General features: G+C 67.5%; 21 protein-coding genes and 1 pseudogene. 16 read left to right on the plus strand and 6 right to left on the minus strand.

Annotated elements, in window-relative coordinates:
* Positions 1-33 precede the first annotated feature (33 nt).
* From AWC27_RS10220 to marP, 3 genes are read left to right on the plus strand one after another with little or no spacing between them, the layout of a single operon-like run.
* On the plus strand, positions 34-681 hold the full coding sequence (locus AWC27_RS10220) for a TlpA family protein disulfide reductase (protein ID WP_085670374.1): 648 nt from the start codon (positions 34-36) through the stop codon (positions 679-681).
* Entirely contained in the window at positions 678-1,478 is an 801-nt protein-coding gene (locus AWC27_RS10225; RefSeq protein WP_211281598.1) for an NUDIX hydrolase, read from the plus strand. Before AWC27_RS10220 ends, AWC27_RS10225 begins: the two co-directional genes overlap by 4 nt.
* 5 nt (positions 1,479-1,483) lie before the next feature.
* Positions 1,484-2,677, plus strand: a complete 1,194-nt coding sequence (gene marP, locus AWC27_RS10230) for an acid resistance serine protease MarP (protein ID WP_139836888.1) — start codon at positions 1,484-1,486, stop codon at positions 2,675-2,677.
* Here marP and AWC27_RS10235 read toward each other — a convergent pair.
* The gene (locus AWC27_RS10235; protein ID WP_085670377.1) at positions 2,670-3,635 is read right to left on the minus strand and encodes an alpha/beta fold hydrolase; all 966 of its coding nucleotides are present in this window, start codon (positions 3,633-3,635) and stop codon (positions 2,670-2,672) included. The two genes, marP and AWC27_RS10235, sit on opposite strands and share 8 nt — an antisense overlap.
* Positions 3,636-4,151, minus strand: coding sequence for a phage holin family protein (locus tag AWC27_RS10240; protein ID WP_085670378.1), 516 nt, complete (start codon positions 4,149-4,151; stop codon positions 3,636-3,638). It abuts the gene before it with no gap.
* A gap of 217 nt (positions 4,152-4,368) precedes the next feature.
* Here AWC27_RS10240 and AWC27_RS10245 point away from each other — a divergent pair, with 217 nt between their 5' ends.
* Positions 4,369-5,064, plus strand: coding sequence for a S1 family peptidase (locus AWC27_RS10245; RefSeq protein WP_085670379.1), 696 nt, complete (start codon positions 4,369-4,371; stop codon positions 5,062-5,064).
* 67 nt (positions 5,065-5,131) lie between these two features.
* Here AWC27_RS10245 and acs read toward each other — a convergent pair whose 3' ends face one another.
* Positions 5,132-7,087, minus strand: a complete 1,956-nt coding sequence (gene acs, locus AWC27_RS10250) for an acetate--CoA ligase (protein ID WP_085670380.1) — start codon at positions 7,085-7,087, stop codon at positions 5,132-5,134.
* Positions 7,088-7,183: 96 nt separating this feature from the next.
* Positions 7,184-7,681 carry a DUF4232 domain-containing protein gene (locus tag AWC27_RS10255; protein ID WP_245846978.1) on the minus strand — a complete coding sequence of 166 codons (498 nt, stop codon included), beginning with the start codon at positions 7,679-7,681 and terminating at the stop codon, positions 7,184-7,186.
* A gap of 49 nt (positions 7,682-7,730) precedes the next feature.
* Between AWC27_RS10255 and AWC27_RS10260 the strand changes: the two genes are divergently transcribed.
* The 5 genes from AWC27_RS10260 to AWC27_RS10280 are packed head-to-tail and all read left to right on the plus strand — an operon-like array spanning position 7,731 to position 13,562.
* Positions 7,731-9,365, plus strand: coding sequence for a peptide ABC transporter substrate-binding protein (locus AWC27_RS10260; protein ID WP_139836881.1), 1,635 nt, complete (start codon positions 7,731-7,733; stop codon positions 9,363-9,365).
* A gap of 1 nt (position 9,366) precedes the next feature.
* Positions 9,367-10,293, plus strand: coding sequence for an ABC transporter permease (locus AWC27_RS10265; protein ID WP_085670383.1), 927 nt, complete (start codon positions 9,367-9,369; stop codon positions 10,291-10,293).
* Entirely contained in the window at positions 10,286-11,107 is an 822-nt protein-coding gene (locus AWC27_RS10270; RefSeq protein ID WP_085670384.1) for an ABC transporter permease, read from the plus strand. The genes AWC27_RS10265 and AWC27_RS10270 overlap by 8 nt, the downstream gene beginning before the upstream one ends.
* Positions 11,104-12,783 (plus strand): dipeptide ABC transporter ATP-binding protein, encoded by a 1,680-nt coding sequence (locus AWC27_RS10275; RefSeq protein ID WP_085670402.1) that lies wholly within the window; start codon positions 11,104-11,106, stop codon positions 12,781-12,783. Before AWC27_RS10270 ends, AWC27_RS10275 begins: the two co-directional genes overlap by 4 nt.
* Positions 12,784-12,794: 11 nt before the next feature.
* Positions 12,795-13,562, plus strand: a complete 768-nt coding sequence (locus AWC27_RS10280) for an oxidoreductase (RefSeq protein ID WP_085670385.1) — start codon at positions 12,795-12,797, stop codon at positions 13,560-13,562.
* A 463-nt stretch (positions 13,563-14,025) separates the two neighbouring features.
* On the opposite strand, the gene AWC27_RS10290 is transcribed toward AWC27_RS10280, so the two are convergent.
* Positions 14,026-14,883 carry an HAD-IB family hydrolase gene (locus AWC27_RS10290; protein ID WP_085670386.1) on the minus strand — a complete coding sequence of 286 codons (858 nt, stop codon included), beginning with the start codon at positions 14,881-14,883 and terminating at the stop codon, positions 14,026-14,028.
* A gap of 499 nt (positions 14,884-15,382) precedes the next feature.
* On the opposite strand from AWC27_RS10290, the gene ssd reads away from it, so the two are divergent.
* The 7 genes from ssd to AWC27_RS10325 are packed head-to-tail and all read left to right on the plus strand — an operon-like array spanning position 15,383 to position 19,873.
* Positions 15,383-16,438 (plus strand): septum site-determining protein Ssd, encoded by a 1,056-nt coding sequence (ssd, locus tag AWC27_RS10295; protein ID WP_085670403.1) that lies wholly within the window; start codon positions 15,383-15,385, stop codon positions 16,436-16,438.
* The gene (locus AWC27_RS10300) at positions 16,435-17,601 is read left to right on the plus strand and encodes a TadA family conjugal transfer-associated ATPase (RefSeq protein ID WP_085670387.1); all 1,167 of its coding nucleotides are present in this window, start codon (positions 16,435-16,437) and stop codon (positions 17,599-17,601) included. Before ssd ends, AWC27_RS10300 begins: the two co-directional genes overlap by 4 nt.
* On the plus strand, positions 17,598-18,386 hold the full coding sequence (locus tag AWC27_RS10305) for a type II secretion system F family protein (RefSeq protein WP_085670388.1): 789 nt from the start codon (positions 17,598-17,600) through the stop codon (positions 18,384-18,386). The genes AWC27_RS10300 and AWC27_RS10305 overlap by 4 nt, the downstream gene beginning before the upstream one ends.
* Positions 18,383-18,973, plus strand: a complete 591-nt coding sequence (locus AWC27_RS10310) for a type II secretion system F family protein (RefSeq protein ID WP_211281600.1) — start codon at positions 18,383-18,385, stop codon at positions 18,971-18,973. The genes AWC27_RS10305 and AWC27_RS10310 overlap by 4 nt, the downstream gene beginning before the upstream one ends.
* Before the next feature lie 24 nt (positions 18,974-18,997).
* Positions 18,998-19,198, plus strand: coding sequence for a DUF4244 domain-containing protein (locus tag AWC27_RS10315; protein ID WP_085670389.1), 201 nt, complete (start codon positions 18,998-19,000; stop codon positions 19,196-19,198).
* A gap of 35 nt (positions 19,199-19,233) precedes the next feature.
* Positions 19,234-19,521, plus strand: coding sequence for a TadE family type IV pilus minor pilin (locus tag AWC27_RS10320; protein WP_085670405.1), 288 nt, complete (start codon positions 19,234-19,236; stop codon positions 19,519-19,521).
* On the plus strand, positions 19,505-19,873 hold the full coding sequence (locus AWC27_RS10325; protein WP_342744544.1) for an Rv3654c family TadE-like protein: 369 nt from the start codon (positions 19,505-19,507) through the stop codon (positions 19,871-19,873). Before AWC27_RS10320 ends, AWC27_RS10325 begins: the two co-directional genes overlap by 17 nt.
* Here AWC27_RS10325 and AWC27_RS30935 read toward each other — a convergent pair.
* Positions 19,854-20,461, minus strand: a pseudogene (locus AWC27_RS30935) (hypothetical protein); the annotation flags it as partial. The gene AWC27_RS10325 and the pseudogene AWC27_RS30935 overlap by 20 nt on opposite strands.

The following is a 20,461-nucleotide window of genomic DNA, read 5'->3' on the forward strand; positions in this document are numbered from 1 at the left end:
CGTGCGGCCAGTTTCACGTTCGAGCCCGGCGCAATGAGGAAGCTGAACGGGCGAACTCGCTGGACGATCGCGGTCCTGGCGGTGGTGGCCGCCCTGATCGTGGCCCTGGCTGCCCAGTTGCGCGACTCCGACGCGCCCGGCGCCGCCACCCAGGCGCCCGCCGCGCGCGAACACCGCGATGCCGATACGGCGGCAGCGCTTGCCGGGCCGCGGCAGCGTGCGGATCTGCCGCCGTGCCCCACCGGCCAGGGTCCGGGGCCTGGACCACTGAGCGGTGTGGTGGTGGAGTGCGCAGCTGACGGTTCGGTGGTTGATGTGGCGCAAGCGCTGACCGGACGCTGGGTGGTCCTCAACCTTTGGGCGTATTGGTGCGCGCCGTGCACGGCCGAACTGCCCGCGATGGCCGAGTATCAACGTCGGGTGGGCTCAGAGGTAATGGTGGTGACGGTGCATCAGGACGAGAACGAGACGGCCGCCTTGCTGCGGTTGGCCGAACTCGGTGTCCGGTTGCCAACCCTGCAGGACGGCCGACGCAAGGTTGCGGCGGCGCTGCGGGTCGCAAACGTGATGCCCGCGACCGTGCTGCTGCGGCCGGACGGTAGCGTGGCCAAAACCCTGCCACGAGCCTTCGGCAGTGCCGACGAGATCGCGGTTGCGGTTGGTAGCGAGCCGGGCAATTGAAGGATCCCAGGGATCTCAGGGAGGAGGCGGCGGTGAGTGCTGCCGTTGCGCTGACTCCTGATCTGGGCCCGCCCTGGTTGCGGCCGCTGGTTGACAACGTCGACCAGATACCCGATGCATTCCGGCGCCGGCTGCCCGCTGATGTGCTGGCCATGGTGACCGCCGCGCGCGCCACGGCCGCCGTCAGCGGCGGCGGCCGCGAAGCCGCGGTGCTGGTGCTGTTCTCGGGTCCGCAGGACGCCCCGGGCGACGGTGGCGTCCCCGACGACGCCGACCTGCTGCTGACCGTGCGGGCTTCGACATTGCGCCACCACGCCGGCCAAGCCGCCTTCCCCGGTGGCGCATCCGATCCCGGCGATGAAGGGCCCGTCGCGACCGCCCTGCGGGAAGCCTACGAAGAAACCGGAATCGATGTCGCAAAGCTGCATCCGCTGGCCACCATGGAGCGGACGTTCATCGCGCCATCCCGGTTCCATGTCGTTCCGGTGTTGGCGTATTCACCGGATCCCGGCCCGGTGAACGTCGTCAACCAGGCAGAGACCGCAATCGTGGCGCGGGTTCCGGTGCGCGCCTTCATCAACCCGGCCAACCGGCTGATGGTCTATCGCGGCACCCTCACCCGCCGCTGGGCCGGACCGGCGTTTCTGCTGAACCAAATGCTGGTATGGGGATTCACTGGCCAAGTGATTTCTGCGGTGCTCGACGTCGCGGGCTGGGCCCAGCCCTGGGACACCGGCGACGTCCGTGAGCTGGACGAGGCGATGACACTGGTCGGCGACGGTGGTGGGTTGCGATGAACTCGATGACGCCGTCGCAGTGGCTGGACATCGCGGTACTGGCGGTCGCCTTCATCGCGGCCATCTCCGGCTGGCGTTCCGGAGCTCTGGGTTCCACGCTCTCGTTTGCCGGTGTGCTGCTGGGCGCGGTGGCCGGAGTCCTGCTGGCCCCGCACATCGTCAGTCACATCGCTGCGCCGCGGGCCAAGTTGTTCACTGCGTTGTTTTTGATCCTGGCGCTGGTCGTGGTGGGCGAGGTGGCCGGCGTCGTGCTGGGACGGGCGGTGCGCGGCGCGATCCGCAACCGGCCGGTCCGGGTGATCGATTCGATCATCGGCGTCGGGGTGCAGCTGGTGGTGGTGCTGACCGCGGCCTGGCTGTTGGCCACCCCGCTGACCCAGTCGAAGGATCAACCCGAGCTTGCCAACGCCGTCCGCGGTTCGCGGGTCCTCGCCCAGGTCAACGAGGTGGCGCCGACCTGGCTGAAAACGGTGCCCAAGCGGCTGTCGGCCCTGCTGAACACCTCCGGCCTACCAGCAGTTTTGGAGCCGTTCAGTCGCACTCCGGTAATCCCGGTCGCCTCCCCGGATCCCGAGCTGGCCAGCAACCCGGTGGTGACCGCGACCGCGCCGAGCGTCGTCAAGGTCCGCAGCCTGGCGCCGAGCTGCCAGAAGGTGCTGGAAGGCAGCGGATTCGTCATAGCGCCGGACCGGGTGATGACTAACGCCCACGTGGTGGCCGGCTCCAACAGCGTCTCGGTGTACGCCAGCGGCAAGCCCTTCGACGCTTTGGTGGTGTCCTACGATCCGGCGGTCGACATCGCCATCCTGGCCGTCCCCAACCTGCCGCCGGCGCCGCTGACGTTCGCCGAGGGCGAGGCGAAAACGGGTACCAACGTCGTGGTGATGGGCTACCCCGGCGGCGGCAACTTCACGGCCACTCCGGCCCGGATTCGCGAGGCCATCAGGCTCAGCGGCCCCGACATCTATCGCAACCCGCAGGCGGTCACCCGCGACGTCTACACCATCAGGGCCAATGTGGAGCAAGGTGATTCGGGCGGTCCGTTGATCGACCTCAACGGCCAGGTGCTCGGCGTAGTGTTCGGCGCCGCCGTCGACGACGCCGACACCGGGTTCGTCCTGACGGCCGGCGAAGTGGCCAGCCAGCTTTCCAAGATCGGGGCCACCCAGCAGGTGGGCACCGGCGCCTGCGTCAGCTGAGCCGGTTTTGGTGCACCTGCTCGAAAAAGCGCATCAGATGCCGATTGATGTCGTCGGGCAGCTCTTCATGGCTGAAATGTCCTGCGCCGGCAACGGATATGTAGCGTCCGTGCGGCGCGTAGCGCTGGGTACGCTCGACCGCGGCGGCCAACACGTAGGGGTCGGCATCACCGCGCAGGTGTAACAACGGAATGCCGAGCTGCTTGATCATCGATCGCATGAAGCGGCGGCCTTCGCCACGCAGCTGGCTGCGCACTGCCCAGCGCTGGTACTCCAGCGCGCAGTGTGCGGCTCCCGGGATCTGGATGGCCTGGCGAAGATAGCCGGTGCTCTGCGAAAAGTCTTCGGAGGCAGCCCATTTCGCCGAACTTCGGCTGCGCACCAAGCGTTCGATCTCGGTCGCGTTGTGCCGGGTGAGCAGGCGTTCGGGCCAGATGGGCACCTGGTAGCGCAATAGCGTCGGCAGCAGAGCCCGGCTTTGATCGCGGCGGGTCAGGGTGGATCGGCGCAGCGCCGCCGGGTGCGGCGAACTGATCAGCGCAATGGCGCGTACCAGCCGCGAATGCAGCACCGCGGTGGTCCAACAGGCCAGTCCGCCGTCGGCATGGCCGACCAGCGTGGCCGACGAGTGCCCGAGCGCGCGAATGAGCCCGGCCGTATCTCCGGCCAGCGTCCAGCCGTCGTAGCCACGCGGCGGTTTGTCGCTGCCGCCGTAGCCGCGCAGGTCGACCGCGACCACGCGAGCACCGGTCAGTGCGCGCAACTGGTGACGCCAGGACCACCAGAACGAACCGAAACCGTGCAGCAGGATGACCAGCGGCCGCGATGTCGCGGGTGTGGTTGCATCGAGGTCGGGCTGCACCGCCTCGACCACGTGAAACCGGATGCCGTTGGCGTGTACATCCAGATGTCGCCATGGACCGTCGATGCGGGCCATCGACGGATCTGGTGCCGGCATTTACCAGCCCGAAGGATCGGCAGGCGCCCTGCCGCCGTCGGCCGTGACCTTGGGCGGCCCGGCCTTGTCATGGCCGGGGGTGAGCGCGTCGCGGGTTTCCTTGACCGATTCGATGGTCTGGCGCGGTCCCCGGATCCGGCGGACTTTCAGGAAACCTAACAGGGCGAGCAGGATGGTGACCACGACCATGATCGCGAAGACGATCAGAAAGGCCACCCAGCGCCAGATCCAGGTGTCGAGCAATTCGGCGAGGAAGAAGAAGAAAAAGAAGGTGGAGTAAAAGAGGATCACCAGCGCGGAGATGAAGAAAACGCTGCCGGTCAGACCCTTCTTGACATCGCGGGTGATCTCGGCGCGGGCCAGTTCGACCTCGGCGCGTACCAGGGTCGACATCTGAGTCGTGGCGTCTTTGATCAAGTCACCGATCGACGGTTCGGCAGGCCCGGCGTGCGGGTCGGTAAGCGGAATCGTGGTCAGCGTGCTGGGCACACCGTTCTTGCGATCAGGTTTGCTCACAGACGGTCCTCTCGATTTAACTGCCCGCGGTACGCAGTCGTCGCGGTTTATGTTGCCATGCGGTCTGCGGCCGTACGAGGCCAGCCGAAGTCCCTTCTAAATTGACGGTCGCGGCCATTTGCAGGGTGCCAGACCATACACAGTGATCCTTTAGACTGGCGCATCTGTGCTCAGGCTGTTCCCATCATTCGTCCCACCACTCGACGGGAGTATCACTTTGCAGACGGCGCTCCGCCGCTTACCCGCGGCGATCGTGGCCGTGCTCATGGCACTGGTATTCCTGCCCGCCACTAGCGCGGTTGCCGATGACAAGGTCCCGTTGGGCGGTGGTGCCGGCATCGTCGTCAATGGCGGCACCCTGTGCACCCTGACCGCGATCGGCCACGACAAGAATGGCGACCTCATCGGGTTCTCCTCTGCGCACTGCGGGGGACCGGGCGCGCCCGTCGCCGCCGAGGCCGCGCAGAACAAGGGCACGGTGGGAACGATGGTCGCCGGTAACGACCTACTCGACTACGCGGTGATCAAGTTCGATCCGGCGCTGGTAGCGCCGGTCAACAACTTCAACGGCTTTGCCATCGACGGCATCGGCCCGGATCCGACGTTCGGCCAGATCGCCTGCAAACAGGGCCGCACCACCGGCAACTCGTGCGGCGTCACCTGGGGGCCCGGCCAGGATCCGGGCAGCATCCTGATGCAGGTCTGCGGCGGCCCGGGCGACTCGGGTGCGCCGGTGACGGTCGACAATCAGCTGGTCGGGATGATTCACGGCGCATTCAGCGAAAACCTGCCCAGCTGCGTCACCAAGTACATTCCGCTGCACACGCCGGCGGTGGTGATGTCGATCAACGCCGACCTCGCCGATATCAGCGAAAAGAACCGTCCCGGTTCGGGATTCGTCCCGATCGCCTAACTTTGGCGGCGACCCGCCGCGCCCGGCTCCGCCGCGCTTGCGATCGCCGCGTGAGCTACTGCGTCAGTTACTGAGCGGCCCGGATCGCGTCGAACACGTTGGGGTCCAGCAGCGTCGAGGTGTCGCCCAGTTCACGGTTTTCGGCGACGTCGCGCAATAGCCGGCGCATGATCTTGCCACTGCGGGTCTTGGGCAGCTCGGGCACGATGTGGATTTCGCGCGGCTTGGCGATCGGTGAGATCTCCTGGGCCACATGGGTTCTCAGTTCGTCAAGGGTCCCTTCGTGTGCGTCATCGTGGTCGCACAGTACGACGAAGGCGCAAATCGCCTGACCGGTGGTGTCATCGGTAACCCCGACGACGGCCGCTTCGGCCACGCCGGAGTGGCCGACGAGAGCCGATTCCACTTCGGCAGTGGAGATCCGGTGCCCGGAGACGTTCATCACGTCGTCTATGCGGCCCAAAACCCAGATCGCGCCGTCGGGATCGAAGCGGGCGCCGTCGCCGGCGAAGTAGTAGCCCTTGTCGGCGTACTTGGACCAGTAGGTTTCCTTGTATCGCTCGGGGTCGCCCCAGATTCCGCGCAGCATCGACGGCCAGGGCTGGTCCAGCACCAGGTAGCCGGTGATGTGCTCGCCCTTCTCGTTGGGATCTGGTTCGAGCGGGTCGCCGTGGTCGTCGACGATCTTGGCTGAGATCCCCGGCAGCGCCGCCATCGCCGAACCTGGTTTTGCCGCAGCGACTCCGGGCAGCGGCGAGATCATCGCCGAGCCCGTCTCGGTCTGCCACCAGGTGTCCACCACGGGAACCTGGTTGGCGCCGAACACCTCCCGATACCAGCGCCAGGCCTCGGGGTTGATCGGTTCGCCGACCGAGCCGAGCAGTCGCAGGCTGGACAAATCGTGCGCGTCGGGAATCTCGCGGCCCCACTTCATGAACGTCCGGATCAGCGTGGGAGCGGTGTAATAAATTGTCACACCGTACTTTTCGATGATCTGGAAATGCCGGTGCTCGTCGGGGGTGCTGGGGGTGCCCTCATACAGCACTTCGGTGATGCCGTTGGCCAACGGGCCGTAGACGCCGTAGGTGTGGCCGGTGACCCAGCCGATGTCGGCGGTGCACCAGAACACATCGGAGTCGGGCTTGACGTCGAAGATGGTGTGGACGGTGTAGCAGGACTGGGTCAGATAGCCGCCGCTGCTGTGGACGATGCCCTTGGGCTTGCCGGTCGTGCCCGAGGTGTACAGCAGGAACAGCGGCTGCTCGGCGTCGAATGGCTCCGGGGCGTGTTCGGGTGATGCGGAGTCGACGATGTCGTGCCACCACAGGTCGCGCTCGTCGTTCCAGGACACGTCAATACCGGTGCGTCGCACCACAAGAACGTGCTCGACGGGACTTTCGGGATCCGAGACGGCCTCGTCGGCCGCGTCTTTCAGCGGCGCGGGCTTGCCGCGCCGGAATTGGCCGTCGGCGGTGATCAGCAGTTTCGCTTCGGCGTCGGCGATACGGGCCCGCAACGCCTTCGCGGTGAAACCGCCGAACACCACGCTGTGCATGATCCCCAGCCGCGCGCAGGCCAACATGGCGATCACGGCTTCGGGAATCAACGGTAGGTAGATGGCGACGCGGTCACCGGCGACCAGACCGAGATCGGTCAGCGCATTGGCGGCCTTAGCCACCTCGGTCTGCAGATCGGCATAGGTCAGGGTGCGGTGGTGGCCTTCTGGCTCGCCCTCCCAGTGAATGGCGACCCGATCGCCGTGGCCGGCTTCGACATGCCGGTCCACGCAGTTATAGGCGACATTGAGCTTGCCGCCGACGAACCACTTCGCGAACGGCGCCTCCGACCAGTCGAGTACCTCCGTGAATGGCGCCGCCCAGGACAACCGATCGGCCTGCTTGGCCCAAAAGGCCAGCCGGTCGTCTTCGGCTTCGCGATACAGCTCGTTGCCCGCGTTGGCTTGCTCAGCGAATCGGTCCGGCGGCGGGTACGACGACGGGACTTCGGGAGTGCTCTGGCTCACTCGTCGCAGCCTAGCGCGCCTGCGGTAACACGCGTCACGCCAGCACCGCCGCGGCTTCCCATAGTCCGACTTGAAACGCGATATGAGTCCGCGCTATCAGGAAGCGTCGGTGACCGGGTGGACCTGCAGTTGGCAGACGTCGATGTCGGTAGGCACCGTGATCGCCCCGGTGGTACCGGGGAGAGTGACCAGCAGATCGGTGTAGCTGGGGCACGGGTTTCCGCCGCCGTCGATCGCCATGCCCTCGACGATGGCCTGAGCCTGCTGGGTTGCGGTCAAGGTAACCGTGGGCGGTGTATCGGTGCCGGACGGCAGTCCGCCCAGGTAGCCGCGCAGCGTGGGCTTAGCGTGAATGAGCGGTCCGCCGGCACCCGAGTCGACCTTCGGATAGCCGGTGAGCGTGCACGCCGCAGCGCCGTCGATGAGGCTGAGCGTCAGCGGCACCGCACGATGCCCCACACCGGCCTCGGGCTGGCCGGCGCTGATCGCGACCTGATCAGGCGCGCAGGGAAGTGCTTCGTCGGCGCGGGCCGGCGGGCTCAGCAGGGCAAGAGTGGCGGCGGCCACCACTACGGGAATTGCGGTTCGGGTCACGGAGACGATTATCCCGGTAGGCCCAGCAGCAAGGATGTCAGCAGCATCTATGGTCGCTGTCATGCGTCGGATGCGGGCCGTGCTGGCAGTGCTGGCTGCCGGCTTACTGGCGGTCGCGCCGGTGGCCGCGTGCGGCGGCGGTGTGCTGAGCCCCGACCTGGTGCTGGTCAACGGCGGCGAACCGCCCAACCCGCTGATCCCGGCCAATACCAACGACAGCAACGGTGGTCGCATCGTCGACCGGCTGTTCGCCGGCCTGATGGCCTATGACGCCGCCGGCCGGCCGTCGCTGGAGGTCGCGCAGTCGATCGAGACCGCCGATAACGTCAACTACCGGATCACTTTGCAACGCGGCTGGAAATTCACCGACGGCTCACCGGTGACGGCCCGTTCGTTCGTCGACGCGTGGAACTATGGGGCGCTGAGCGCCAATGCCCAACTGCAACAACAGTTTTTCAGTCCAATCGAGGGATTCGACGCGGTGGCCGGTACGCCGAGTGCGAAGACGCCGACCACCATGTCCGGGTTGCGGGTAATCAATGACCTGCAATTCGCCGTACGGCTCAAGGCGCCGACCATCGACTTCACTTTGCGACTGGGGTTTTCCGCGTTCTATCCCCTGCCGGACGTGGCTTTTCGGGACATGGCGGCGTTTGGCCGCAACCCGATCGGCAACGGCCCGTACAAACTGGACAACGGCGCCGCCGGACCGGCATGGGAACACAACGTCAAGATCGATCTGGTGCCCAACCCCGACTACCACGGCACTCGTCAACCCCACAACAAGGGCCTGCGGTTCGAGTTCTACGCCAACCTGGACACCGCCTATGCGGATCTGCTGTCCGGCAATCTCGATGTGCTGGACACGATTCCATCGAGCGCGTTGACCGTATACAAGCGCGATCTGGGGGGCAACGCCGCAAGCGGGCCCGCCGCGGTCAACCAGTCGCTCGACACCCCGTTGCGGCTACCGCATTTCGGTGGCGAGGAGGGTCGGCTGCGCCGGCTGGCGATTTCTGCGGCCATCAACCGGCCGCAGATATGCCAGCAAATTTTTAATGGAAGCCGCAGTCCCGCACGCGATTTCACCGCCCGCTCGCTGCCTGGATTCGACCGGCACCTAGCCGGTAGCGACGCGTTGGACTTCGATCCCGCACGGGCCCGGCAACTCTGGGCGCAAGCCGATGCCATTTCAGCGTGGAGTGGCAGGTACGCGATCGCCTACAACGCCGACAGCGGGCATCAGGAGTGGGTGGACGCGGTGGCCAATAGCATCAAGAACGTGCTGGGCATCGACGCGGCCGGCGCGCCGCAGCCCACCTTCGCCGCCTTGCGCACCCAGATCACCAACCGCACCATCGACACGGCATTTCGCGCGGGCTGGCAGGGTGACTATCCCTCGATGATCGAGTTCCTCGCCCCGATCTTCGCCACCGGAGCGGGCTCCAATGACGTCGGCTACTCCAATCCCGAGTTCGACGCCGCGCTGGCCGCCGCCGAGGCTGCGCCCAGTTTGCCCGAGGCCGATGCACTGGCCAACGTCGCACAGCGAATCCTTCTGCACGACATGCCCATTGTTCCGCTGTGGGACAACATCTCCGTCGTCGGATGGTCGACCGAGGTCAGCAACGTTCAGGTCACCTGGAACGGGCTGCCCGATTACGAGAACATCATCAAGGCCTGAGATGGGTTGGTATGTGGTGCGCCGGATCGCGGTGATGGTGCCGGTCTTCTTTGGGGCCACACTGCTGATCTACGGCATGGTCTTTCTACTTCCCGGTGATCCGGTGGCGGCGATGGCGGGGGACCGGCCGCTCAGTCCGGCGGTGGCCGCTGGGTTGCGAGCCCGGTATCACCTCGATGACCCGTTCCTGCTGCAATACCTGCGCTATCTGGGGGGTCTGCTACACGGCGACCTGGGCCGGGCCTACTCCGGCTTGCCGGTGAGTTCCGTACTGGCGCATGCTTTTCCGGTAACCCTCAGGCTGGCGCTGATCGCCCTGGCGGTCGAGGCGGTGCTGGGCATCGGCTTCGGCGTGATCGCCGGGCTGCGGCAGGGCGGCATCTTCGATGCCACGGTTCTCATCGCCGGGCTCGTCATCATCGCCATCCCCATCTTCGTGCTGGGTTTTCTGGCGCAATTCGTGTTCGGGGTGCGCTTGGGCCTGGCACCGGTCACGGTGGGCGGGCACGCCACTTTCGCCCGGCTGCTGCTGCCCGGAATCGTCTTGGGTGCGGTGTCATTCGCCTACGTCGTGCGGCTGACGCGGTCGGCCGTGGCCGCCAATACGCACGCCGACTATGTCCGGACCGCCACCGCCAAAGGATTGGCTCGGCCGCGGGTGGTGACCGTACATATCCTGCGCAACTCGCTGATCCCCGTGGTGACCTTTCTGGGTGCCGATCTCGGGGCGTTGATGGGTGGGGCCATCGTGACCGAAGGCATTTTCAACATCCACGGCGTCGGCGGTGTGCTTTACCAGGCGGTTACCCGGCAGGAGGCGCCGACGGTGGTGTCGATCGTGACCGTACTGGTGGTGATCTACCTGATCACCAACCTGTTGGTCGACCTGTTGTATGCCTTGCTAGATCCCAGGATTCGCTATGCATAGGCGCCCGAAGTTCATTGTCGCGGCTGCGATGATCCTTTTCATTCTGGTGCTCGCTGCGTTCCCGGCGTTGTTCACCGGAGTCGACCCACACTATGCGGATCCCGCCCAGAGCATGCTTTCGCCGTCGTCGGCGCACTGGTTCGGTACCGACCTACAGGGTCACGACATTTACGCGCGCACCGTCTATGGGGCCCGGGCCTCGGTCGCGGTCGGGCTGGGGGCGACGTTCGCGGCGTTCGTCGTCGGCGGGGCGCTGGGGGCGGTGGCCGGCTTCTACGGTGGCTGGGTGGACGCGGTGGTGTCGCGCATCACCGACGTGTTCTTTGCATTACCGTTGTTGCTGGCCGCAATAGTGCTGATGCAGGTCATGCACCACCGCACCGTGTGGACCGTGATTGCCATCCTGGCTTTGTTCGGCTGGCCCCAGGTCGCCAGGATCGCGCGCAGTTCGGTGCTCGAGGTGCGCGCAAGTGATTATATATTGGCGGCTAAAGCTTTGGGGTTGAGCAGGTTTCAGATTCTGGTGCGGCACGCGGTGCCCAATGCCATCGGTCCGGTGATCGCTGTGGCCACCATTGCCCTGGGCATCTTCATCGTCACCGAGGCCACCCTGTCCTACCTTGGCGTCGGGCTGCCTCCGTCGGTGGTGTCCTGGGGCGGCGACATCAATATCGCGCAGACCAGGCTGCGGGCGGGTTCACCGATTCTGTTCTATCCCGCTGGCGCCCTGGCGATTACGGTGCTGGCGTTCATGATGATGGGCGATGCTCTGCGCGACGCCCTGGACCCGGCGTCGCGGGCGTGGCGGGCATGAACATACCTGCCGCGCAGACCCCGCTCTTGTCGGTCGAGGGCCTGGAAGTCAGATTCGGCGCCAACGAGCCGGTGGTGCGCGGCGTGGATCTGACGGTGCTTCGTGGTCAGACCGTCGCGGTGGTCGGCGAGTCCGGCTCTGGAAAGTCCACCACGGCCGCGGCGATTCTCGGCCTACTCGCACCCGGCGGGCGAATCACGTCCGGGCGCATCACATTTGCCGGGCGCGACATCGCGTCAGCCGATCAGCGGTTACTGCGGTCGCTGAGGGGCCGGGAGATCGGCTACGTACCCCAGGACCCGATGACCAATCTCAACCCGGTATGGAAGGTCGGGTTCCAAATCCGGGAAGCGTTGCGGGCCAACAGGATCGATCGCAAGCGCGGCGGAGCCGGGCGCTGGAGGTCGCGACCGTGGGGCACCGATGGCCGCGATGTGCGGCGACGGGCAGTACAGCTGCTTGTCGAGGCCGGTATGCCCGATCCGGCCAAGCAGGCCGGGCGATATCCACACCAGCTGTCCGGCGGCATGTGTCAGCGCGCGTTGATCGCCATCGGGCTGGCGGGACGCCCGCGCCTGCTGATCGCCGATGAGCCGACCTCGGCGCTGGACGTGACCGTGCAGCGTCAGGTCCTCGACCATCTGCAGCAGCTCACCGACGAATTGGGCACCGCGCTGCTGCTCATCACCCACGATTTGGCGCTGGCTGCCGAACGTGCCGAGTCTGTCGTGGTCATCCATCGCGGAGAGGTGGTGGAATCCGGTGCCGCGCAATCGATTCTGAAGGACCCGCAGCACGAGTACACCCGCAGACTGGTGGCCGCGGCGCCCTCGCTGGCCGTCCGTCGCAAACCTGCGGCCCGCGCCACCACGGAAGCCGATGACCTGCTGGTCGTGTCGGATCTGACCAAGGTTTACCGGGAGTCGCGGGGTGCACCCTGGCGCCGGGCGGATTTTCGGGCTGTCGACGGGGTGTCATTTCAATTGCGAAGGGCCAGCACCCTGGCCATCGTGGGGGAGTCGGGTTCGGGAAAATCAACCTTGGCGCGCATGGTGCTGGGCCTGCTGCAACCGACGTCGGGCACCGTGGTTTTCGGCGGCGATCAGATCGTGCAAGAGCTGAGCCGGGACAAGGCGCTGGCCTTCCGCCGGCGGGTCCAGCCGGTGTTCCAGAACCCCTACCGCAGCCTGGACCCCATGTACTCGGTGTTCCGGGCCATCGAGGAGCCGTTACGCATCCATCGGGTAGGCGATCGCCGTCAGCGCCGGAATGCGGTGCATGAGCTGATCGATCAGGTCGCGCTGCCGACCTCGGTGCTGGACCGGCTGCCCCGGGAGCTCTCAGGGGGGCAGCGGCAGCGGGTTGCGATCGCCCGGGCGCTGGCGCTGCGGCCGGAAATGCTGGTGTGCGACGAGGCGGTCTCGGCGCTCGACGTGCTGGTGCAGGCGCAGATCCTGGATTTGCTCGCCGAACTGCAGGCCAGCCTCGGCCTAACGTACCTGTTCATCAGCCACGACCTTGCAGTGATCCGGCAGATCTCTGACGACGTGCTGGTGATGCGCGCCGGCCGGGCCGTCGAGCAGGCACCCACCGAAGAGGTCTTCACCCGGCCCCGGCACGAGTACACCCAACAGTTGCTGGAAGCCATTCCCGGCGCGCGAGCGGGACGGCGCTAAGTTGGCAACTCGTGACGGCTGATCCACTGGCTCCGCTGATGGAGCTGCCCGGCGTCGCCGAAGCCAGCGACCGGGCCCGCGAAGCGCTCGGGCGAGCGCATCGGCACAAGGCCAACCTGCGGGGCTGGCCGGTGACGGCCGCCGAGGCGGCGCTGCGTGCCGCGCGGGCGTCGTCGGTGCTGGACGGTGGCCCGGTGCGATTGGACGACTTGGCCGACGCCGGCGTCGTCAGCGAGCCGGTGTTCGGTGGCGCGCTGCGAGTGGCACAGGCGCTGGAAGGCGGCGGCGGGCCGTTGGTGGGGGTTTGGCGGCGTGCGCCGTTGCAGGCGCTCGCACGTCTGCACGTGCTGGCCGCGGCGGATCTCGCCGACGACGACGCGCTCGGCCGGCCGCGCGCCGACCCCGCAATCGGACCGCGGTTAGAGCTGCTGGCGGACGTGCTCACCCGACCTACGCAGGCATCGGCGCCCGTGGTTGCCGCCGTCGCACACGGAGAGTTGTTGGCGCTGAAGGCGTTTGGTAGCGCCGACGGCGTGGTGGCGCGCGCCGTCTCGCGTTTGGTGACCATCGCCAGCGGTCTGGATCCGCACGGACTGGGTGTGCCCGAGGTTCGTTGGATGCGCCAGCCGGCGGACTACCGCGAGTGCGCGCGCCGTTTCGCAGAGGGCACGCCCGATGGGGTGGCGGCCTGGCTGCTGCTGTGCTGCCGGGGGCTGCAGGCCGGTGCCCAGGAGGCTCTCGCGATTGCCGAGTCGGTAGCTGGGAGCCCGCGAAATTAGTCGTTCCGGAAATGCGAAGCGGGCGGCGATCCGAAAATTTCGGATCACCGCCCGCCAACACGGTTCTCGGGTACCAAGCGTGCATTTATGTGGGCTGCGTGGGTGGCCTCGGCGCGTTTGCGATACTTCCGACTGCAGCCCCACCCAAAGGGCCGTCGACGCCATCCGTTGTTCGCAATTACGCAGGCCCGCAACACTTCTGCCATTATCGCGGCTATGACTCCGCGTGGGTGCCGGGAACCGTGCTGGGTGCCCGGGTCGGGAGAACGAACCTTCTCTTCCGGATCGACCTTGGCCTCACCGGGCTTCCGTGGTTCCTTTGTACTACTAGACCCCAGACACAGCAAGGCCTAATTCTGCGAAAGTTCTGAAACGACTTCGGATTGCGCGCGTCCGTCGTTTGCTGCCGGGATTCGAGACGTTGGGACGCCGGTGCTAGAACGCCCCGGCTCAAACGCTCCGGCTAGAACATGAAGCGACGCAGCAGCGTATAGGTGACCGCACCGGCGGCCAGCGCCGTGATACCCACCGCGGCGGTGGTGGCGATCGCAGCACCCGAGGGCGCCGGGATGCGATCGCGTAGTGACACCGGCCGGGAGAACGACAGCACGGGCCAGCCTCGCTCAACGGCCTCCTTGCGCAACCCGCGATCGGGGTTGACCACCGAGGGGTGGCCGACGGACTCAAGCATCGGCAGATCGGTGATCGAGTCGGAGTAGGCGTAGCAGTGTTCCAGCGGATAGCCCTCTCGGGCCGCCAGCTCACGGATCGCTTGGACCTTGTTTTCGCCGTAGCAGTAGAAAGCGACCTCGCCGGTGTACTTACCGTCCTCGACCACCATTCGTGTCGCCATGGCGTGGGTAGCGCCCAATGCGCGAGCAATGGGGGCGACGATCTCCTCGCCCGAGGCGGATACCACCACGACATCGCGCCCGCACAATTTGTGGCCGGCGATGAGGTCGGCGGCTTCGGCGAATACCAGGGGAGTCACGATGTCGTGCAGCGTCTCGTTGACGATCGACTTCACCTGTTCGACATCCCACCCGGTGCACATATTGGCCAAGTGCGTGCGCATCCGGTCCATCTGGTCATGATCGGCGCCGGAGAGCAGAAAGATGAACTGTGCATAGCTGGACTTCAACACGGCACGGCGGTTGAGCAGTCCCTGAGCAAAGAAGGGTTTGCTGAAAGCCAGAGTGCTGGACTTGGCAATGATGGTCTTGTCGAGGTCGAAGAAGGCCGCGGTCCGGGCATGTGGAGCATTTGCTCCCGATGCTTCCGGTATGGTTTGCTGGTGCGCGGCCGAGTCGGAGACGGTCACCGTTCCAGCATAGGTCGCAGGTCTGGTACGCCCGGCATTCTGGTCCCCAAATGGCCGCCCGGACACCGTTGCGGCGGCCCCGTCGGGGGCATTTACACGGCTCAAGCTGTACTTTTCTTGTTCGCAATACTTGCGTGAGCCCGCACTGTCATGTGTATAGTAAGCATTACTCGGCCTTGAGCCGAGGGTGTATCAGCCCGACCCCCCGGGGCTGATACACGACGACCCTCGCCTCCTCCCCCCCTGGCGGGGGTCGTCCCTTTTGTGGGGTAAATTATCCTCCCCGTAAGCATGGTTAGCGGGTCTCCGCGCGCGTTGCGGGAGTCTGCCGCTTTTGCACAGCCGCACCGCTGACCGACGGCGATTGTGCACAGTTGCGTCTCTATCCACAATTCTGCCTTTGGCACTTTCGTCCCACAGCCTGGCGTCGCACCGTAGATGCGTGACCACTATTTCTGGGTCTTCTCGCAGCGGCTGGGCGGCCTCGGGCGTGCTCGCAATTCTCGCCGATCCCGATGTGCGTGATGACTTGGACCGGGTGGCTGCAGCCGTCGGAATACGGGTGGTCCACACCGGAGCAAACAGCTCGGTGAGCCGCAAGACGTGGGCGGCCGCCGCGGCAGTCGTGCTTGACGAAGCGGCGGCGGATCGCTGCGGCCGGCTCGCGCTGCCGCGGCGTGGTCACGTCAGCGTGCTCACCGGAACCGAAACCGCGCCGGCGACCTGGGCGGCGGCCATTGCGATTGGCGCCCAGCACGTCTTGCGGCTGCCCGCCCAAGAGCATGACTTGATCCGAGAGCTTGCCGAAGCCGTCGAGTCGGCGCGCGACGATAGACCGCACGGCCGCGCCGTCGCCGTCATCGGCGGATGCGGCGGGGCCGGGGCGTCGTTGTTCGCAGTCGCCCAGGCGCAGGTCGCTACCGACGCTCTGCTGCTGGATCTCGATCCCTGGGGCGGCGGCATCGACCTGCTGGTGGGAGGAGAGGCAAGCCCCGGTTTGCGGTGGCCTGACCTGGTATTACAGGGCGGACGGCTGACTTGGTCGGCCGTGCGCGAGGCGCTGCCACGACACCGCGGCATCAGTGTGCTCTCGGGCACCAGGAATGGCCATGAGCTGGATCCGGCGCCGGTGGCTGCGGTGCTCGATGCCGGTCGCCGCGGGGGAGTGGTAGTGGTCTGTGATCTTCCGCGTCGGCTCACTGATGCGACCGTGGCCGCGCTGGATGTGGCCGATCTTGTCGTTCTGGTCAGTCCGTGCGATGTGCGGGCTTGCGCGGCCACGGCCACGATCGCTCCGGTGCTGGCAGCCATTAATCCCAACCTCGGGCTGGTGGTGCGAGGACCGTCGCCCGGCGGGTTGCGGGCGGCGGAGGTTGCCGATATCGCCGGTGTGCCACTGCTGGCATCGATGCGCGCCCAGCCGCGGCTCGCTGAGCAGCTAGAGCACGGTGGGCTGCGGCTACGCCGGCGATCGGCGATGGCAGGTGCGGCCCGCCGGGTGCTCGAAGTGTTAGGAGCCCATCCAGTCGCGCGCCCGCAAAGTAGGGCGGCATGACCGGCTCGCTGATCGACCGCGTTCGCGAGCGGCTGGCAGCCGAATCCGGCCCGCTGCGGCCAAACGTTGTCGCGGCCGCGATTCGGGCCGAGTCCGGCGGCATCCTCGGCGACACCGAGGTGCTGGCCAACCTGCGGGTGCTGCAGACGGAATTGACCGGCGCCGGCATTCTCGAACCGCTGCTGTGCGCAGACGACACCACTGACGTGCTGGTGACCGCACCCGACGCGGTGTGGGTTGACGATGGAAACGGGTTGCGGCGCAGCCAGATTCGGTTTGCCGACGAGGCGGCGGTGCGACGGCTGGCCCAGCGGCTGGCGCTGGCGGCCGGCCGGCGCCTCGACGACGCGCAACCCTGGGTGGACGGCCAGCTGAGCGGGATCGGTGCCGGGGGGTTCGCGGTGCGGTTGCACGCGGTCCTGCCGCCGGTGGCAGCCGAAGGCACTTGCCTGTCGCTACGGGTGCTACGGCCGGCCACGCAGGACTTGACGGCCCTGGCTGCAGCGGGCGCGATCGCGCCGCAGGCCGCCGAGTTGGTGGCCGACATCATCTGCGCGCGGCTGGCATTTTTGGTGTGCGGCGGAACCGGGGCCGGAAAGACAACTTTGTTGGCGGCGATGCTGGGAGCCGTCTCGGCGGCCGAGCGAATCGTGTGCGTCGAGGATGCCGCGGAGCTGGCGCCCCGTCATCCGCATTTGATCAAGCTGGTCGCGCGGGGCGCCAACGTCGAAGGCGTGGGTGAGGTGACAGTGCGCCAGCTGGTTCGGCAGGCGTTGCGGATGCGGCCCGACCGGATCGTGGTCGGGGAGGTCAGAGGAGCCGAGGTGGTTGATCTGCTGGCGGCGCTGAACACCGGACACCAGGGCGGCGCGGGCACCGTGCACGCCAACAGTCCGGGCGAAGTCCCGGCTCGGCTGGAGGCGCTGGGCGCACTCGGCGGACTCGATCGGGCGGCACTGCACAGTCAGCTCGCAGCGGCGGTCCAAGTGCTGCTGCACGTCGTGCGCGACCGGGAAGGACGGCGTCGGCTCGATGAGATCGCGTTGCTGCGCCAAGCCGAAAGCGGGCTGGTCCACGCCGTCACCGCATGGCACGCCGACGACGGGCTGACCGCGCACGCCACGGATCTGCGCCAGCTGCTGCGAAGCCGGTTGCCGGCATGAACGGTGGCGCGCTGATGTTGTCGTTGGCACTGCTGGTGCTGCCCTCGTCGCCGGGACGGCGGCTCACGCCGGCCGTTCGTCGTTTGGTTTGGCTGCCCGGCACGCGCTGGAGTGTGTGCTGTTGCGTGTGCGTGTTGGTCGGCGCAGTCGTGTGGATGCCGTTGGCGACGGTTTTGGCGGTGTTGATCGTAGGCGCGACGGTGACTCTGCGTTACCGGCGTCGCCGCCGGGCCAGGCACGCAACGCAGGAGGGACAGGCGCTGGAATCGGCCCTCGACGTGTTGGTCGGGGAGTTGCGCGTCGGTGCCCATCCGGTGCAGGCGTTCAGCGTTGCCGCCGACGAGACCGAGGGCTCTGTTGCGGCCGCCCTGCGTGCGGTGGCGGCGCGCGCCAGGTTGGGCGCAGATGTCAGCGGCGGGTTGCGCGCGGCGGCGTTGTCGTCGGCCCTTCCCGCGCAGTGGGAGCGGCTCGCGGTCTGCTGGCAGCTGGCCAGCGACCACGGCTTGGCGATATCCACCCTGATGCGCGCCGCGCAGCGCGATATCGCTGCGCGGCAACGGTTTTCGGATAAGTTGGCCGCGGGGATGGCCGGCCCGCGTGCCACTGCGGCCATCCTGGCCGGGCTGCCGCTGCTCGGAGTTCTGCTCGGGCAACTGATCGGAGCGCGTCCGCTGAGCTTCCTGTTGCATGGCCACGCGGGTGGCTGGCTGCTGGTGACCGGCGTGGTGCTGGCCTGTTGCGGGCTGCTGTGGTCAGACCGGATAACCGATCGGGTCGCGCCGTGAACGCCGCGGCACTGCTGCTGGCGGCGGCACTATGGATCGGTGCCGGGCCCTCGCTGGCGCGGGCCCGCGCCCGAATGCCGGTGTCAGCACGCCGGAGGCGCCCAATGCCCAAGCCCGGCCCGGACCCGCTCGGAGTTGCTTCCAGCCTGGACGTGCTAGCCGTGTGCCTGACGGCCGGAATGGCGGTCGCGACAGCCGCGACTGCGACCGCCGTGTCCGCGCCACCGCGGCTGGGCCGGGTCTTGTCAAGGGCTGCCGACTTGCTGGTGCTTGGTGCCGAGCCCGGCGTCGCCTGGTCGGCACCGCCGGACTTGCCGGCCGATCGGATCGACGCTCAGACCGAGGCACTGCTGCGCCTGGCGCGGCGATCGGCCTCTTCAGGTGCGGCGCTGGCCGACGGCGTGATCGAGCTGGCCGCTCAGTCCCGCCAGGACGCCGCGCATGCGGCCGCCGCGGCAGCCGAGCGCGCCGGGGTCCTGATCGCCGGTCCGCTCGGGGTGTGCTTCTTGCCGGCGTTCGTCTGCCTGGGGATTGTTCCGGTGGTGGCCGGACTGGCCGGCCGAGTTTTTCAGTCAGGGCTGCTATGAGCTCACAACAGAGGGGAACCATTGATGCGCAACATGTTTCAGGTGCTGGTGACGCGCATGACGCTGCTGGCCACCGACGAGTCCGGCATGTCCACCGTCGAATATGCTATCGGCACCATTGCGGCGGCGGCCTTCGGCGCGATCCTCTACACGGTCGTCACCGGCGATTCCATTGTCTCGGCGTTGAACCACATCATCGGTCGCGCGCTGTCGACCAAGGTCTAGCGTCGAGTGCCGGCTCGAGCACCGTTGAGGCGGCGCTGGCGATCGCCACGCTGGTGGTGGTTCTGGTGCTGTGTCTGGCCGGAATCACTGCGGTGTCGATGCAGGTGCGATGTATCGACGCCGCCCGCGAGGCGGCCCGGCTGGCCGCGCGCGGCGACGAACGCGTGGCTGTCGAGGTGGCACGGCGAATCGCGCCACCAGCGGCCCGGGTGCAGCTGCACCGGGATGGCCAGTTCCTGGTCGCCAGCGTTATCGCGCATTCAAACCTGTTGCCTGGCTTGGATATCGGCGCCGACGCCATCTCTGTTGCGGAGCCGCGGTGAGCGGGGTTCGGTCACGGTGTTGGCGGCCGCCATGGTCGCGGTGTTGCTGTGCACCACCGCGGCCGGTGCGCATCTGGGTGCGGCGGTGGTGGCTCGTCACCGTGCGCAGGCGGCCGCCGACCTTGCCGCACTGGCCGCCGCGGCGTGGCTGCCGCACGGCCCGACGCCGGCCTGCGACCGCGCGGCGGCCGTGGGTCGACAGATGCGGGTCTTCGCCACGCGGTGTGTGGTGGACGCGCTTGACGTCGTGGTCACCGTCGAGGTGGCCGTCGCTTTCGCCGGCGCCGCGCGCGCGGTTGCGCGCGCGGGGCCGGCCGCTAGGGAAGTGTCGGCTACTGCACCAAGCCGGTGATCCCGTCTTCGCCGATCAGGACCCCGCTGGTGCCGCCCTTGCCGGCCTTACCCGCGGTGTTGCCGGTTCCACCGTTACCGCCGTTGCCGCCGTCGCCGATGAAAACGCCGTTGCCGCCGTTGCCGCCGTTGCCGCCGGTGCCGGTCGTCTGTCCGCCGCTGCCGCCGGCGCCGCCGTCACCGCCGTTGCCGTTCACCCCGGCTTTGCCGCCATTACCGCCGACACCGCCGGTACCTGCGCCATTCTCGTTGCTACCGGCACCGCCGGCGCCACCCGCGCCACCGGAGCCGCTGAGGAGGCCGGCACTGCCGCCGGCCCCGCCGGCGCCCCCTTGCTGTGTAGTGCTGCCGCCGGCGCCGCCCGTCCCGCCGGTGCCGCCGGTGCCACCGGAACCAAACAGGAACCCTGCGTTGCCGCCGGCACCGCCGGCCCCACCGGTTTCGGTGCTCGACCCGCCGCTGCCGCCGGCTCCGCCGGCGGCTCCGAAGGCAAGCATTCCGGCGTTGCCGCCGGCCCCGCCCGCTCCGCCATTGGGTTGGCCGGAGCCGCCGCTACCGCCGGTGCCGCCGGCCCCGAAGATCCCGCCGG

The sequence above is a fragment of the Mycobacterium szulgai genome (assembly GCF_002116635.1).
GTDB classification, from domain to species: Bacteria; Actinomycetota; Actinomycetes; order Mycobacteriales; family Mycobacteriaceae; genus Mycobacterium; species Mycobacterium szulgai.